Source organism: Burkholderia sp. WSM2230 (assembly GCF_000472445.1).
Lineage (GTDB): Bacteria > Pseudomonadota > Gammaproteobacteria > Burkholderiales > Burkholderiaceae > Paraburkholderia.
Genome location: NZ_AXAJ01000018.1, coordinates 17,434 through 32,125 on the forward strand (window position 1 = coordinate 17,434; position 14,692 = coordinate 32,125).

A 14,692-nucleotide genomic window follows, 5' to 3' on the forward strand; every position below is an offset into this window, starting at 1 on the left:
ACCGTCATGGCTAACTCCGCACAAGCACGCAAGCGCGCCCGCCAGGCCGCCAAGGCAAACTCGCACAACTCGGCACTGCGCTCGAAGTTCCGCACGGCTATCAAGGCAGTGCGCAAGGCGATCGACGCCGGCGACAAGGCCAAGGCCGCTGAAATCTTCCAGGCATCGTCGAAGACCATCGACATCATTGCCGACAAGAAAATCATTCACAAGAACAAGGCAGCTCGCCATAAGAGCCGCCTCGCCGCAGCCATCAAGGGTCTGCAGGCGTCCGCAGCACAGTAATTCCGGTCGGCCCGCTTCGGCGGGCTACCTCCTGTTTCCGCTGCGCATGAAAGCCCGCTTTGGCGGGCTTTTTTGTTTGCAGCGAATCTGCCGCGAATCTCCCGTGCCGGGGCAAAGACCGCCAGGTCGCCGCCCCACGCATAAAAAAACCCGCCGGCCGCGGGTTTTTGCTTTCCGGCGAGCCGGCGCGGCTCCCCTCAGATGATGTGCCGCTTGGTTTGCGGCGGCGGCGCATGCTCGAGTTCGAGCTCGCACGCCTCGGTCACCACGAGGTCATTGTCTTTCGCAAAGTTCATCACGAAGTCGAATGCCATGGGTTCGATATCGCGCAGGCGCGAGTCGAGAATCACGCATTTGAGGTCGCCGATCATGGTTGGGCGGACGTATAGCGAGTACTGCATATAGGCGTTCGGGCCCTTCCTCGCACCCGGCCCGAAGGATGACATTACGCCTGCGAGACGCTCCGACCAGTCGCTCGGCCGGAATCTTTTTCCCGTCGACGTGATGCCCTGAATGAAGTATTCGGTTGGAGCTGCTTCGGCCATGTAGAAATACCTGTGTGACTGCCCAGCGGATGACGGCGACAGCAAGCGGCAAAACGGATTTCGAAACGTTGTGCCCGCGCTGCGCCCCGCGTTTGAACCGATCGGGAAGAGCCGCGCCGCCGCAGACCGTGCAGGACGGTTGGCCCCGCGGGTTGGCCGCCGGGTTGGCCGCGATTGTTCGCGGCTTTTTCACTCCAACGCGTGCCCGTGACGCTCGCGCTGTGCCTACGTCGACATACCTCACGAGCGGAGCACCGGCCTGCTGGGCCTTGGAATAACCCGCAGATTATAGCGCAGCGAGCCTTTTTCCGCACTGCACACAAGCTTCTTCCGACAGCCTCGCGAGGCTTTCAAGAGGCTTTCCTGGCCTTTTGGCCGACTCGTCAAACGAGGCGAAATCCTTTATGCTGCATTGAGTTACCACAAAACGACGGCGGCGCCGTCCGGCAATCCTGCCGGGTGAGACCGCCGTATTTGTTTCATGACCGCCAAGAAAATTCGCCACTATCTGCAGTTCAAGGATTTCTCGCTAGACGACTACGAGTACGTGCTGGAGCGCGCGCGAATTCTGAAGCGCAAGTTCAAGAGCTATGAGACATACCACCCGCTGCACGACCGCACGCTCGCCATGATCTTCGAAAAAAATTCGACACGCACGCGCCTGTCGTTCGAAGCCGGCATTTTCCAGCTGGGCGGCCACGCCGTCTTCATGAGCACGCGCGACACGCAACTGGGCCGTGGCGAACCTATCGAAGACGCAGCGCAGGTCATCTCGCGCATGGTCGACATCATCATGATCCGCACGTTCGGTCAGGACATCATTCAGCGCTTCGCCGAAAATTCGCGCGTGCCGGTGATCAACGGGCTGACCAACGAATATCACCCGTGCCAGGTGCTGGCCGACATCTTCACCTACTTCGAGCATCGCGGCCCGATCCGCGGCAAAACGGTGGCCTGGGTCGGCGACGCGAACAACATGCTCTATACGTGGATTGAAGCCGCACAGATTCTCGGCTTCAAGCTGCGCCTCTCCACGCCGCCGGGCTACAAGCTTGACCGCGCTCTCGTCGCCGCGGAAAGCGCGCCGTTCTACGAGGAATTCGACGACCCGAACGAAGCCTGCGCGGGCGCCGACCTCGTCACCACGGATGTGTGGACCAGCATGGGCTTCGAAGCCGAAAACGAAGCGCGCAAGAAAGCCTTTGCCGACTGGTGCGTCGACGCGGACATGATGTCGCGCGCCCACGCGGATGCGCTCTTCATGCACTGCCTGCCGGCCCATCGCGGCGAAGAGGTCAGCGCTGAGGTAATCGACGGCCCGCAAAGCGTCGTGTGGGACGAGGCGGAAAACCGTCTGCATGTGCAAAAGGCGTTGATGGAATATCTGCTGCTCGGCAAGCTCAATCACTGAGGCGTGCGCTTAGCGGCATTTGCGTGAAGCAAGGCGGTGCCTTGACTACGCGGCAAGGCACCCGCGCCCGCACCACGCACCGAGCCGCCGCGCTTTCGCCGGCGCCCGGCAAACCTGGTCGGGAGAGCCCAAAAACGCGGGCCACGCGTCGATTTAGTGTCAAAATAGTTGTTTTCCGCGCTCCGGAACCGCCGGCGCGCCTTGTTTTCCCGCTTTCTCCAGCTACGAGTTCACCATGAGCGATATCAAGAAAGTCGTGCTCGCCTATTCGGGCGGCCTCGACACCTCCGTCATCCTGAAGTGGTTGCAGGACAACTACGACGCCGAAGTCGTCACGTTCACGGCCGACATCGGCCAGGGCGAGGAGCTGGAACCGGCGCGCAAAAAGGCACTGCAACTCGGCATCAAGCAGGAAAACATCTTTATCGAAGACCTGCGCGAAGAATTCGTGCGCGACTTCGTGTTCCCGATGTTCCGCGCCAACACGATCTATGAAGGCGAGTACCTGCTGGGCACGTCGATCGCGCGTCCGCTGATCGCCAAGCGCCAGATCGAGATTGCCCGCGCCACTGGCGCGCAGGCTGTGTCGCACGGCGCAACCGGCAAGGGCAACGACCAGGTTCGTTTCGAGCTCGGTTATTACGCGCTCGAGCCGGGCATCAAGGTGATCGCGCCGTGGCGTGAATGGGACCTGCTGTCGCGCGAAAAGCTGCTCGCGTATGCGGAAAAAGCCGGCATTCCGATCGAAATGAAGCACAAGCAAGGCGGCGCGCCCTACTCGATGGACGCGAATCTGCTGCACATCTCGTTCGAAGGCCGTCACCTTGAAGACCCCAAAGCCGAAGCCGAAGCCGACATGTGGCGCTGGACGGTGTCGCCGGAACAGGCGCCGGATCAGGCCGAATATGTCGACATCGAATACGAGCACGGCGATCCGGTTGCGCTGAACGGCAAGCGTCTGTCGGCCGCGGAAATGCTGACTGAACTGAACCGTCTGGGCGGCAAGCATGGCATTGGGCGGCTGGACCTGGTGGAAAACCGCTACGTCGGCATGAAGTCGCGCGGCTGCTATGAAACGCCGGGCGGCACCATCATGCTGAAGGCGCACCGCGGCATCGAGTCGATCACGCTCGACCGTGAAGTCGCCCACCTGAAGGACGACCTGATGGCCCGCTACGCGTCGCTGATTTATAACGGCTACTGGTGGAGCCCGGAGCGTCGCGCGCTGCAAGTGCTGATCGACCACACGCAGGAAAAGGTCAACGGCTGGGTGCGCGTGAAGCTGTACAAGGGCAGCGTGTCGGTGGTCGCCCGCGATTCGAAAGAAACGCTGTTCGACAAGACCATCGCCACGTTCGACGACGACGGCGGCGCGTACAACCAGGCCGACGCCGGCGGCTTCATCAAGCTGAACGCGCTGCGCATGCGGATCGCCGAGAACGCGCGCCGTCAGCGCGGTTAAGCGGGAACGGCGCGAAACGCCGTTCTGCAGAGGGGCGGCAGCGTGGCAACCCGCAAAGGGGCATGTTGATGGCGTGGCAGTGGCACCGCGGCCACGCCAGCATCGCAGCTAACCGCGAGTGCCGGCGAAAGCGGGCTGCGCGCCGGTGCACGAACGCCCCGCGCGATCAATCGAAGCAAAAAAAGGCGCCGTGAGAAACCTCCGGCGCCTTTTTTATCCGCGTCGCCCACGACGACAAGCGGCCCGCTTCACACAATCATCAGTTCACAAGCAAACCGGCTCCGCTTCCAGCTCGACGCCGAATCGCTCGAACACGTCGTCCCGGATCGCACGCGCAAGCGCCAGCACTTCCACGCCGCTCGCGCCGCCGCGATTGACCAGCACCAGCGCCTGGCGCTCATGAACGGCCGCGGCGCCGACTGAGCGGCCTTTCCAGCCGCATCGGTCGATCAGCCAGCCTGCGGCGAGCTTCACGCGTCCGTCAGGTTGCGGGTAGGAGACCACGTCCGGCTCGCGCTTTTTGAGCGCGTCGAACTGGTCAGCGCTCACCACCGGATTCTTGAAGAAGCTGCCTGCGTTGCCCAGTTCCAGCGGATCAGGCAGCTTTGCGCGCCGCACCGCGACGACCGCGTCGAAGATGGCCCGCGCGTCCGGTTCGTTGCCGCCCGGTTCATGGCCGTTCGCAGCAAGCTGCCGCGCCAGATCCGCATAGCCCGCACGCGGCTGCCAGGCCTTCGGCAAACGGAAGGTGACCGATGTGATCACGAAGCGATCGCGCCCTTCCCGCTTGAAAAAACTGTCGCGATAGCCGAATGCGCACGCCTGCGCATCCAGTTCGACGGTGTCGCCCGAAGCAAGCTCGACAGCCCGCAGCCACGCAAAACGCTCGCATAGTTCCAGCCCGTACGCACCGATATTCTGAATGGGCGCCGCGCCGACGGTGCCCGGAATCAGCGCAAGGTTCTCCAGGCCCGGCAAACCTTGGGACAGCGTCCACGCAACGAACTCGTGCCACGGCTCGCCGGCGGCTGCCTCGACATACACGGCTTCGTCGTCCTCGCCCACCACGCGGCGTCCGCGCAATGCCACGAGCAGCACGAGTCCCGCAAAGTCGCGAGTCAGAACGACGTTGCTGCCGCCGCCCAGCACGAGCCGTGGCAAGCCGGCCGCCTGCGGATCGCGCACTGCGGCCAGCAGTTGCGCTTCACGCTCGATGCGGCACGCCCAATGCGCGCGGACATCGAAACCGAAGGTGTTGTGCGCCTTGAGCGGATAGCCGGCAATGAACTCAGCGGAATCGGATTGGGACATCGGATAAGAACTATGGCGACGGCGAAACGGCTGCGGGCGGCGGGCCCGCGCGGCGGCCTTGGGCAAATGAGGGTGGCGTCGGTAAAATGACGTCGGTCCGTGATTATAGCGAGTGCCTCGCGACGAGCCGCCGGCCGCGTCGCGCACCGCAGCACTATTGGGAGAAAGCAATGCCATCGTTTGACGTCGTCTGCGAAGCGAACATGATCGAAGTCAAGAACGCGATCGAGCAGTCCAACAAGGAAATCTCAACCCGCTTCGACTTCAAGGGGTCGGACGCGCGCGTCGAACATAAGGAAAACGAAATCACCGCCTACGCCGACGACGACTTCAAGCTCGGCCAGGTCAAAGACGTGCTGCTGTCCAAAATGGCGAAGCGCAACGTGGACGTGCGCTTTCTCGACTACGGCAAGATCGAGAAGATCGGCGGCGACAAGGTCAAGCAGGTCATCAAGATCAAGAAGGGCGTGTCCGGCGACCTGTCGAAGAAAATCGTGCGCCTCGTGAAGGACAGCAAGATCAAGGTCCAGGCGAGCATTCAGGGCGACGCGGTGCGGGTAACGGGCGCGAAGCGTGACGATCTGCAAAGCGTGATCGCCTTGCTGCGCAAGGACGTGACCGATACGCCGCTCGACTTCAACAACTTCCGCGATTGAGCATTAGGCGCATAGTCGGGAGTCGTCGGCACGGGCGCCGCCTCCCCTCAACGCTTCTCGCCCGCTGCCGCGCCACCCGCAGCCGCCGCCTTCTTCCTGTCGCCGATGCGGCTTTCCTCGCCTCGCATCAGCTTGCCGATGTTCGCGCGATGACGCCACACGAGCAGCGAGCTCATCACCACGATAGCGAGCGCGATGATGTGCGGCCCGAACAGGAAGCCGTCGAAGATCGGCGCGAACACTGCCGCAGCCAATGCGGCCAGCGACGAATAGCGCGTGAAGAACGCCACGATCAGCCACGTCAGCAGCGTGGCCACGCCGAGAACCGGGTTGATCGCGAGCAGCACGCCCGCCGCCGTCGCCACACCCTTGCCGCCCTTGAAGCGGAAAAAGACCGGGTACAGGTGGCCCAGAAATACGGCGACGGAGGCAATCGCGACCGACGTATCGTCGAGCCCGTAGCGCGCGCCGAAATGCACGACGAACCACACTGGCAGCCAGCCTTTGAAGGCGTCGCCGATTAATGTGAGAATCGCGGCCTTCTTGCTGCCGCTGCGCAGCACGTTGGTCGCACCGGGATTGCCCGAGCCGTAAGAGCGCGGGTCCTCGAGCCCCATCGCGGCGCTCACGATCACGGCGAACGACACCGAACCGATCAGGTAGGCAACGACAGCAACGATCAGGTTTTGCATCTGTGACTCTTATAAGGATCGGCGGTCTGCAACTGGATACCTCAACCGCAATGAGAAACGAAAGTCGGAAGGAACCGCGATGCAACGCGACGCGGTCAACCGAAGCGGCGCACATTCTACCGAACGCGCGCGCCGCGAAAACATTCAGGCAAACGTCAATCGACGCTCGCGCACTCCACCGGCTTCGCGCCCAGCAACCCGGTGAGCACTTCCGGCTCGATACTGACGAGAAAACCGCGCCGGCCGCCATTCAGCCAGATCCTGTCCAGTTCCAAAATGCTGGACTCGACGTACACCGGCATCTGCTTGCGTGTGCCGAACGGCGACGTGCCGCCGATCAGATAGCCCGAATGCCGGTTCGCCACCTCGGGCTTGCAGGGCTCGACGCGCTTCGCGCCAATCTGCCGCGCGAGGTTTTTGGTGCTGACGGTGCGGTCGCCGTGCATGAGAACGATCAGCGGCCTGGCGTGCTCGTCCTCCATGACGAGCGTCTTCACGACATGGTGTTCGTCCACGCCAAGCTGGCGCGCGGACTCGCTGGTGCCGCCATGCTCGACATAATCGTAGGGATGCTCGCCGAAAGCCACGCCGTGCCGACGCAGCAACTGCGTGGCGGGCGTCTCGGAAACGTGTCTGGATTTGCTCATCGGCGCATTGTAATGGCGAGTTTGCACAACGGCTATTTGCCAAATGGTCAATTGTGCGGGCCCGGGCATTGTGGCACGATCGTTCGAAAATGTTCCGGCGCGATACACGCCGGGCACACAATCGCACTTAGGAGACGCCGTTGAGCACCCCTTCGCCCTGCCGTTCCACAATAGACGTTGCGGCACTGCTGGCCGCTCTGCCCGCGCGCATTTCGGACCTTCCCGCGCTCGCGGCCGCGCGCGATCCACAGCATGTCGCGCTGATCGAAGACGCACGGCGCCTCACGAACGCCGAACTGGTCGAGGCCGTCGAGGCCGCCGCCGCGTTGCTTCGCCAATGGGGCGTGCGCGGTGGCGATCGCGTGATGATCGTCGCGGAAAACAGCATCGCGCAGATCGTGCTGCTCTTCGCGACGGCGCGGCTCGATGCGTGGGCGTTAGTGTCGAATGCGCGGCTGTCGGCGGCGGAACTGGACGCGATTCGCGCGCACGCGCAGCCGCGTGTGACGGCGTATGTGGTTCAAAGCTCCGTCGACGCCGGTCAGCACGCGCAGCGCCATGGCGCGGACGAGGCGCCGCGCATTGTCCCGGATATCGGTGCATGGTCTTACACCGTGGACGCCTCGACGCAACCCGAAGCGGTAGAGTCCGCGAACCACCGCCAATGCGCGGCGCTCATCTACACCACCGGCACCACCGGCGCGCCGAAGGGCGTGATGCTCTCGCATCGCAATCTGCTCTTTATCGCCGCGGTCTCGAGCCGCCTGCGCCAGGTGCGCCCCGACGATCTCGTGTACGCGGTGCTGCCCATCTCGCACGTGTACGGCTTCGCGTCCGTGTGTCTCGGCAGTCTCTACGCGGGCGCGACCTTGCGCCTCGCGCCGCGCTTTGCGCCCGAAGCCGTGCGCCGCGCGCTCGCCGACGAAGGCGTGACGATCTTCCAGGGCGTGCCGGCCATGCACGCGAAACTGCTCGAGCATCTGCAGACGCAGGGACATGCATGGCGCGCGCCGCGTCTGCGCTTTGTCTATTCGGGCGGCTCGCCGCTCGACGCCGCGCTCAAAGCGCACGTGGAAAGCGTCTACGGTCTGCCGCTGCACAACGGCTATGGCATGACCGAAAGCAGCCCCACCGTCTCGCAGACCATGCTGGATGCGCCGCGCAGCGACTGTTCGGTGGGCGAAGTAATCCCGGGCGTTGAAGTGCGCTTCGTCGGACTGGACGGCGCGGATGCCGCGCCGGGCGAGGCCGGCGAGCTATGGGTGCGTGGTCCGAACGTGATGCTCGGCTACTACCGCAGCCCGGAGCAGACACGCGCCGCCGTCACGCAAGACGGTTGGCTGAAGACCGGCGATCTCGCGCGGCAGGACGCCGACGGCGCGCTGCATATCGTCGGGCGCAGCAAGGATCTGATCATTCGCTCGGGCTTCAACGTGTATCCCGCCGAGGTCGAGCATGTGCTCAACGCGCATCCGCAAGTCGTGCAGTCGGCGGTGATCGGGCGGCCAATCGAGGGCAATGAGGAAGTGGTGGCGTTCGTCGAACTGGCGGCCAATGCGACAGTCACGCCCACTGAACTTTCCGCGTGGTGCGCGCAACGCCTCGCGCCCTACAAGCGTCCCGCCGAGGTCAAGGTGCTCGCGGCGCTGCCGGCGGCATCCACGGGCAAGATTCTCAAGCACCGGCTGCGCGAATGGCTCTGAGCGCGTGCATGCATCATCCGCGTGGATGATGCATTGCATGCAGCGACTTGAGCCGCTCGCGCGCCACGTGCGTGTAGATTTGCGTGGTCGAAATGTCGGTATGGCCGAGCAGCAGTTGGACCACGCGCAGGTCGGCGCCGTGATTGAGCAGATGCGTTGCGAACGCATGCCGCAACGTGTGCGGCGACAGCGGCGCATGCACGCCCGCCGCCGCAGCGTGCCGCTTGATGATGTTCCAGAACTGCTGGCGCGTCATGCCCTCGGCGCGGTTGGTCACAAACAGCGCGTCCGCCGCGCGCGCGCCGAGCAGCGCCGGCCGCGCGTCGCGCAAGTAACGCTCGATCCAGCCGTGCGCCTCTTCGCCGAAAGGAATCAGCCGCTCTTTGGAGCCCTTGCCCATCACGCGAACCACGCCTTCGTTCAGGCCGACCTCCACTGTCTTGAGCGTGACGAGTTCGGTCACGCGCAAGCCGCTCGCATACATCAATTCGAGCATCGTACGATCGCGCAGACCCAACGGTGTCTGAATGTCCGGCGCGCCGAGCAGCGCCTCGACCTGCGCTTCACTGAGCGTGGAAGGAAACCGCGGCGGCTGCTTCGCCGAACGGATGCGCAGCGTCGGATCGACTTTGGCGCGATGCTCGCGCACCGCCCAGCCGTAGTAGCGGCGAAACACCGAAAGCCGCCGGTTGGCCGACGTCGATTTATCTTTCTGACGCGCCGCGCTATAGGCGTTGAGATCGGCTTCGCTGGCGGTGTCCAGCGACGCGTTGCGCGTTTGCGCGAGCCACTCGCTGAAAAGACGCAGGTCGCGGCGATACGCGTCGAGCGTGTTGCGTGACAGGCCATGTTCGAGCCACAGCGCGTCGCAGAATGCGTCGATCGACGCGGTGCTCGCTCCGAACAAAGGCAACAGGGACAAGCCCGCGCTTGCGTCTTCAACCAGGGTATCGCTCATGCGTAGGGAACGCCTTCATGCGCGAGCAGCCAGCGCTTGACGTTACGAAAGAAGCCCTCTTCGGCATGATGCGCGAATCCGCCGATGCCGCTCGAACTCACCACGCGATGGCATGGAATCACAATCGGAAAACAGTTGTCGCCGCAGGCCTGGCCGACAGCGCGCGGCACGCTGCCAAGCTGTTTCGCCAGTTGTCCGTAAGTCACCACGGCGCCGGGCGGAATCTCGCACAGCGCCCGCCACACGCGCCGCCGGAAAGCGGTGCCCACGGGCGCAAGCGGCAATTCGAATTTCGCCGACGGCTGCGCGAAATACCGCTCGATCTGCTCGGCAACGCGTTGCGCCAACGGCGTGTCGGGCGCCACGTTTTGCATCGACTCCGGCAGATAGACGATCTCGCGCACAGCCTCGCCTTCGAGGCGAATGCCAACCTTGCCGAACGGCGCATCGATCACTGCGTTGAACATGTCGCCTCCTTTGCCAGTGTCTTCACTGCAAGCCGAACCCATGAATTGCCGATAGTTTACGCCGCTTCGAGCGCCCACTGCACATGCTCGCGCACGACCGCCGAAGGGTCGTCGGCGCGGCGCCTGAGCGCCTCGACAATCGCCTCGCGTGCCTCGGCGCTCAGGGTGTCGCGCGAGGCGCGCAGCGCATTGCCCATGCCGACGGCGAGATTGCGCAACCAGCTTTCGTAACCGATGCGCCGTATCGCGCTGCCCTGCATGCGCGTGTCGAACTCGTCCGCGCTCCAGCCAAACAGTTCCACCAGCGACGCCCGATCGAGCCCATGCCGCACATCGAAATCCGCGACCGGCGCCGCCTGCGCGAACTTGTTCCACGGACACACGAGCTGGCAATCGTCGCAGCCATACACGCGGTTGCCGATCAGCGGACGCATCTCGACAGGGATGCTGCCCTTCAGTTCGATGGTCAGATACGAGATGCACAGCCGCGCATCCACTTTGTAAGGACCAACGATGGCCCCTGTCGGACACGCGCCGATGCAGCGCGTGCAACTGCCGCAATGCGAGCCCGGCGTTTCGGGCGCGACTTCCGGCGACGTCTCGGCGTCGGTCGGCAAAGGCACATCGACATAGATTTCGCCGAGGAAAAAGAGCGACCCCGCATCCCGTTGCAGAAGCAACGTATGTTTGCCGCGCCAGCCAATGCCGGCCTTCTGCGCCAACTCCACCTCGAGCACCGGCGCGGAGTCGGTAAACACGCGATAACCGAACGCCCCGATCTCCGCCTGAATTTTCTCTGACAGTTGTTGCAGACGGTTACGCATCACCTTGTGATAGTCGCGACCGCGCGCATAAATGGATACGACGGCCGCCGAAGGATCCGCCAGCCGCGCCTGCTCGGCGGCCCGCCAGTCGTGGCCTGGCGGCGCTTCGTGCGGCTCGCTTGCGGCCGGCTCTTCACTCAACGCATGGGCGGGCAAATAGGCGATGCGCGCGGTAATCACACGTAGCGTGCCGGCCACAAGCTCCGCAGGACGCGCGCGTTTCATGCCGTGTTTGGCCATATAATCCATTTCGCCGTGGCAACCCGCTTCCAGCCAGGCTGCAAGCGGCGCTTCGGCAGCGGAAAGATCGGTATCGCTAATGCCGATTGCCCCGAAACCCAGTTCGCGGCCCCACGTCTTGATGTTTTGCGCGAGCGAGCGCAGCGCCGCTTCATCGAATTGACGCTCGGCATGCGCCGCGCCGCCAGATGCAGGCGCGTTGGACACAGGGCACACGGGGGACTCCGGACTTCGGTTCATCACGCCATTTTACGAGAATGCCTGACCATCCCGATCACGCGATCGCGCCGCCCGCCGCAGTTCTGCTCGAACGCTACTTTGCGTTCGCGGACGAAGCCGCCACGCTCGCGTTCGGCGAGCGCTTCGCGCAGGCCATCGAAAGCGTGGCCTTTCGCGAACGCCGCGACAGCGGCGAGCACGGCAACACCAACGCTCAGGTATTCCACGGTCTGCAAGCGCAACTGGTCGGCGATCTCGGCGCCGGCAAAACCACACTCGTGCGCGCCACGTTGCGCGGCCTCGGTCATACGGGCCGTGTGCGCAGCCCCACGTACACGCTCGTCGAGCCTTATGCGCTCGCGCGGCCCGCAGGGGAACTCGCGCTTTATCACTTCGATCTGTACAGATTCACCGATCCGGCCGAATGGGCCGACGCGGGCTTTCGCGAATATTTCGACAGCGGCGCGGTTTGCCTCGTCGAATGGCCGCAACGCGCGGGCGCGCTGCTCGGCGTGCCGGATCTCGTCTTCTCGCTCGACCTGGACAGCGAGGGCGACGGCCGCATACTCGTCGCGCGGGCATACAGCGAAACAGGAAAGGCATGTCTCGAAAGATGTTGATCAAACCGTTCCGCTCGATCGAATCGGCGGCCACCGCAACGCATAGCTGGCGGCGCCGGCAGATCCTGCGCGCGGGCGCGTCCACGCTCGTGCTCGGCCTCATCGCGCCGCGTCTTGCGCACGCCAGCTCGGTACTCGGCGTGCGTGTGTGGCCCGCGCGCGACTACACGCGCGTGACGATCGAATCCGATCAGCCTCTGCAAAACGCACAGCAGCTGCTTCAGAGCCCGGACCGGCTTGTAGTCGACCTGAGCGGCCTCGATCTCGATCAGGCGCTCAAGGACCTGGTCTCCAAGATCACGCCGAACGATCCGCAGATCCAGTCGGTGCGCGTGGGGCAATTCCAGCCGCACGTGGTGCGCATGGTGTTCGATCTGAAGGGCTCGGTGAAGCCGCAAGTGTTCACGCTGCCGCCCGTCGGCGCATATAAATACCGGCTGGTGTTCGACCTGTATCCGGCCGTCGCGCCGGACCCGTTGATGGAACTGCTTGCGCAAAGCGAGCGCAAGCAGCAAACGCTGAACGAAGAGAACAGCGCGCCGCCCGCCACGTTGAGCGGCCCGGGCACGACGCCGCCTCTCGCCGACAACAGCGAAGCATTCTTCGAGCGCTATGCGCAGAACGGCGGCAGCGGCTCCGCGCCGGCCGTGCCGCGCGCGCCCGCGCACGGCGCGCCGCCGTCCGGGGCGCCCTCGTTGCCGCCGATCATCGCCAAACCGTCGACGCCTGGCACGCCGGCCACGCCGCCGAGCGCGATCGCACGCAACAAAGGCAGCGGCAGCAGCGGGAGCGCCGCCAACAGTCCCGCCAACGACGACAGCGGCGACGACACCTACGCATTCACCACGCCGAAGTCCGGCAAGAGCAACACGGTGCGCCTGCTGACCGTCGCGATCGATCCGGGACATGGCGGCGAGGACCCAGGCGCAATCGGCGGCTCGGGCACTTATGAAAAGCACGTCGCGCTCGACATCGCGAAGAAGCTGCGCGCGAAAATCGACGCGCAGCCGAACATGCGCGCCATGATGACCCGCGACGCCGACTTCTTCGTGCCGCTGAACGTGCGCGTGCAAAAGGCGCGGCGCGTGGGCGCGGACCTCTTTGTGTCGATTCACGCGGACGCGTTCACCACGCCCGAGGCGCGCGGTTCGTCGGTGTTCGCATTGTCGGAGCATGGCGCTTCGAGCGCGGCCGCGCGCTGGATGGCGAACAAGGAAAACTCGTCGGATCAGATTGGCGGCATCAACATCAAGTCTGCCGACGCCACGGTCAACCGCGCGCTGTTCGATATGTCCACCACCGCGCAGATTCGCGACTCCATGCGCTACGGCAACTTCGTGCTTAAGGAAATTGGCGGAATCAACAAGCTGCACAAGGGCTCGGTGGAACAGGCCGGCTTCGCTGTACTGAAGGCGCCCGATATTCCGTCGATCCTCGTGGAAACGGCGTTCATCAGCAATCCCGACGAGGAGCGGCGCCTGAACGACGACGCCTATCGCGACAAGATGGCCGACGCGATCATGACCGGCATCAAGCGCTACTTCGCGGCGAATCCGCCGCTTGCCAAGAACCGCATGACGTAATGAGCGTGCAGCGCGGATTCGCCGGCCGGTTCAGCGCGCCGGCGAGAGGCGCTGCACCACCCAACCTCCGAACACATTCACCGCAAGCCCGGCCATGACGAGCAGTGCGCCTGCAATCTGCGCTGCGGAGAGCCGCTCATCGAGAAAGACGGACGCGGAGGCGAGGCCAACAATCGGCACCAGCAGCGAAAACGGCGCCACCTGGCTCGCCGGATAGCGCGACAGCAGACGGCTCCACAAACCGTAGCCGAGCAGCGTGGCAATAAACGCGAGATAGACGATCGCGAAAATCGACATCGCGCTGATGCCGGACAACGCGGAGGTAATCCGCTGCGGGCCTTCCAACGCATAAGACAGCGCGAAGAACGGCACGGGCGGAATCAGACTGCCCCACACCACGAGCCCGACCAGATCGACCTTGCCGACCTTCTTCGTGACGATATTGCCGAGCGCCCATGAACACGCGGCACACAACGTGAGCACGAAGCCGGCGAGCGTCATTGCATGGCCGCCTTGCATGCCGATCACGGCGAGCCCGGCGGCGGCGATCAGCAGGCCGACCACGTTCGGCAAGCGAAAGCGCTCATGCAGAAACAGCGCGGCGAAGATCAGCGTGAAAAAAGCCTGCGCCTGCAAGACGAGCGACGCGAGACCCGCCGGCATGCCGACATACATGGCGGAGAACAGGAAGGCGAACTGCCCAAGCGAAATGGTCAGGCCGTAAGCGAGAAGCCAGCGCCACGGCAATTGCGGACGCTTGACGAAAAACACCGCCGGCAACGCGGCGAGCGTGAAGCGCAGTGCGCCGAGCAGCATGGGCGGCACGCCATGCAAACCCACCTTGATCACGACGAAATTGACGCCCCACGCGATCACGACGACCAACGCGAGCAGCAGATCCTTGGGCGACATCCCCGTCTCCAATTGAGTATTGAACCCGTCAGTTTAGCGGAGAGCGGCGCGGCATGTGCACGCCCGTCCTACGGCTTTGCGGACTGCGCGTGTGCGCGAAAAGTCGCCGTTTCGCCCGCCGCAGTAGAATCGTCGCTTAAGCCTTTTCTCCTATGCG

General features: G+C 64.0%; 15 protein-coding genes. 7 read left to right on the top strand and 8 right to left on the bottom strand.

From position 1 onward, the window contains the following. Positions 1-6 precede the first annotated feature (6 nt). Positions 7-285 carry a 30S ribosomal protein S20 gene (rpsT, locus tag A3AC_RS0125565; protein ID WP_013340322.1) on the top strand — a complete coding sequence of 93 codons (279 nt, stop codon included), beginning with the start codon at positions 7-9 and terminating at the stop codon, positions 283-285. A gap of 197 nt (positions 286-482) precedes the next feature. Here rpsT and A3AC_RS0125570 read toward each other — a convergent pair whose 3' ends face one another. Beyond that, positions 483-830 (bottom strand): DUF3579 domain-containing protein, encoded by a 348-nt coding sequence (locus tag A3AC_RS0125570; protein ID WP_013340323.1) that lies wholly within the window; start codon positions 828-830, stop codon positions 483-485. Between the two features lie 481 nt (positions 831-1,311). Between A3AC_RS0125570 and argF the strand changes: the two genes are divergently transcribed. Beyond that, positions 1,312-2,241 (top strand): ornithine carbamoyltransferase, encoded by a 930-nt coding sequence (gene argF, locus A3AC_RS0125575; protein ID WP_025602287.1) that lies wholly within the window; start codon positions 1,312-1,314, stop codon positions 2,239-2,241. A 235-nt stretch (positions 2,242-2,476) separates the two neighbouring features. Continuing rightward, entirely contained in the window at positions 2,477-3,703 is a 1,227-nt protein-coding gene (locus A3AC_RS0125580) for an argininosuccinate synthase (RefSeq protein WP_025602288.1), read from the top strand. 264 nt (positions 3,704-3,967) lie between these two features. Here the strand turns inward: A3AC_RS0125580 and murB are convergent, their stop codons facing one another. Continuing rightward, on the bottom strand, positions 3,968-5,014 hold the full coding sequence (gene murB, locus A3AC_RS0125585; RefSeq protein ID WP_025602289.1) for a UDP-N-acetylmuramate dehydrogenase: 1,047 nt from the start codon (positions 5,012-5,014) through the stop codon (positions 3,968-3,970). Positions 5,015-5,184: 170 nt separating this feature from the next. Between murB and A3AC_RS0125590 the strand changes: the two genes are divergently transcribed. Next, positions 5,185-5,670: a YajQ family cyclic di-GMP-binding protein gene (locus A3AC_RS0125590; protein WP_013589450.1), complete on the top strand. Its 486-nt coding sequence runs from the start codon at positions 5,185-5,187 to the stop codon at positions 5,668-5,670. 47 nt (positions 5,671-5,717) lie between these two features. Here A3AC_RS0125590 and plsY read toward each other — a convergent pair whose 3' ends face one another. Beyond that, positions 5,718-6,362 carry a glycerol-3-phosphate 1-O-acyltransferase PlsY gene (gene plsY, locus A3AC_RS0125595; RefSeq protein WP_025602290.1) on the bottom strand — a complete coding sequence of 215 codons (645 nt, stop codon included), beginning with the start codon at positions 6,360-6,362 and terminating at the stop codon, positions 5,718-5,720. A 155-nt stretch (positions 6,363-6,517) separates the two neighbouring features. Continuing rightward, positions 6,518-7,009 (bottom strand): Cys-tRNA(Pro) deacylase, encoded by a 492-nt coding sequence (gene ybaK / locus A3AC_RS0125600; protein ID WP_025602291.1) that lies wholly within the window; start codon positions 7,007-7,009, stop codon positions 6,518-6,520. A 140-nt stretch (positions 7,010-7,149) separates the two neighbouring features. On the opposite strand from ybaK, the gene A3AC_RS0125605 reads away from it, so the two are divergent. Beyond that, the gene (locus tag A3AC_RS0125605; RefSeq protein ID WP_025602292.1) at positions 7,150-8,712 is read left to right on the top strand and encodes a class I adenylate-forming enzyme family protein; all 1,563 of its coding nucleotides are present in this window, start codon (positions 7,150-7,152) and stop codon (positions 8,710-8,712) included. Between the two features lie 13 nt (positions 8,713-8,725). Here A3AC_RS0125605 and xerD read toward each other — a convergent pair whose 3' ends face one another. Genes xerD through queG form a run of 3 tightly spaced genes read right to left on the bottom strand, consistent with a single transcriptional unit; the run spans position 8,726 to position 11,441 of the window. Beyond that, positions 8,726-9,670, bottom strand: coding sequence for a site-specific tyrosine recombinase XerD (xerD, locus tag A3AC_RS0125610; RefSeq protein WP_025602293.1), 945 nt, complete (start codon positions 9,668-9,670; stop codon positions 8,726-8,728). Continuing rightward, entirely contained in the window at positions 9,667-10,137 is a 471-nt protein-coding gene (locus tag A3AC_RS0125615) for a methylated-DNA--[protein]-cysteine S-methyltransferase (RefSeq protein ID WP_025602294.1), read from the bottom strand. Before A3AC_RS0125615 ends, xerD begins: the two co-directional genes overlap by 4 nt. Positions 10,138-10,193: 56 nt before the next feature. After that, entirely contained in the window at positions 10,194-11,441 is a 1,248-nt protein-coding gene (gene queG, locus A3AC_RS0125620) for a tRNA epoxyqueuosine(34) reductase QueG (RefSeq protein ID WP_025602295.1), read from the bottom strand. A gap of 17 nt (positions 11,442-11,458) precedes the next feature. Here queG and tsaE point away from each other — a divergent pair, with 17 nt between their 5' ends. Together tsaE and A3AC_RS0125630 are read left to right on the top strand one after the other, a co-directional pair. After that, positions 11,459-12,040 carry a tRNA (adenosine(37)-N6)-threonylcarbamoyltransferase complex ATPase subunit type 1 TsaE gene (gene tsaE, locus A3AC_RS0125625; RefSeq protein ID WP_025602296.1) on the top strand — a complete coding sequence of 194 codons (582 nt, stop codon included), beginning with the start codon at positions 11,459-11,461 and terminating at the stop codon, positions 12,038-12,040. Further along, complete coding sequence (locus A3AC_RS0125630; RefSeq protein WP_025602297.1) at positions 12,022-13,623, top strand: N-acetylmuramoyl-L-alanine amidase; 1,602 nt, start codon at positions 12,022-12,024, stop codon at positions 13,621-13,623. The genes tsaE and A3AC_RS0125630 overlap by 19 nt, the downstream gene beginning before the upstream one ends. Before the next feature lie 30 nt (positions 13,624-13,653). Here the strand turns inward: A3AC_RS0125630 and A3AC_RS0125635 are convergent, their stop codons facing one another. Beyond that, positions 13,654-14,535, bottom strand: coding sequence for an EamA family transporter (locus A3AC_RS0125635; protein WP_025602298.1), 882 nt, complete (start codon positions 14,533-14,535; stop codon positions 13,654-13,656). Positions 14,536-14,692 lie beyond the last annotated feature (157 nt).

Bases quoted from the DNA above. Each gene is read 5' to 3' on its own strand.
- A3AC_RS0125590 (WP_013589450.1), top strand. From the start codon at position 5,185: ATGCCATCGTTTGACGTCGTCTGCGAAGCGAACATGATCGAAGTCAAG.
- queG (WP_025602295.1), bottom strand. From the start codon at position 11,441: ATGAACCGAAGTCCGGAGTCCCCCGTGTGCCCTGTGTCCAACGCGCCT.
- A3AC_RS0125630 (WP_025602297.1), top strand. From the start codon at position 12,022: ATGTCTCGAAAGATGTTGATCAAACCGTTCCGCTCGATCGAATCGGCG.
- xerD (WP_025602293.1), bottom strand. From the start codon at position 9,670: ATGAGCGATACCCTGGTTGAAGACGCAAGCGCGGGCTTGTCCCTGTTG.
- ybaK (WP_025602291.1), bottom strand. From the start codon at position 7,009: ATGAGCAAATCCAGACACGTTTCCGAGACGCCCGCCACGCAGTTGCTG.
- A3AC_RS0125635 (WP_025602298.1), bottom strand. From the start codon at position 14,535: ATGTCGCCCAAGGATCTGCTGCTCGCGTTGGTCGTCGTGATCGCGTGG.
- tsaE (WP_025602296.1), top strand. From the start codon at position 11,459: ATGCCTGACCATCCCGATCACGCGATCGCGCCGCCCGCCGCAGTTCTG.
- A3AC_RS0125580 (WP_025602288.1), top strand. From the start codon at position 2,477: ATGAGCGATATCAAGAAAGTCGTGCTCGCCTATTCGGGCGGCCTCGAC.
- murB (WP_025602289.1), bottom strand. From the start codon at position 5,014: ATGTCCCAATCCGATTCCGCTGAGTTCATTGCCGGCTATCCGCTCAAG.
- rpsT (WP_013340322.1), top strand. From the start codon at position 7: ATGGCTAACTCCGCACAAGCACGCAAGCGCGCCCGCCAGGCCGCCAAG.
- plsY (WP_025602290.1), bottom strand. From the start codon at position 6,362: ATGCAAAACCTGATCGTTGCTGTCGTTGCCTACCTGATCGGTTCGGTG.
- argF (WP_025602287.1), top strand. From the start codon at position 1,312: ATGACCGCCAAGAAAATTCGCCACTATCTGCAGTTCAAGGATTTCTCG.
- A3AC_RS0125615 (WP_025602294.1), bottom strand. From the start codon at position 10,137: ATGTTCAACGCAGTGATCGATGCGCCGTTCGGCAAGGTTGGCATTCGC.
- A3AC_RS0125570 (WP_013340323.1), bottom strand. From the start codon at position 830: ATGGCCGAAGCAGCTCCAACCGAATACTTCATTCAGGGCATCACGTCG.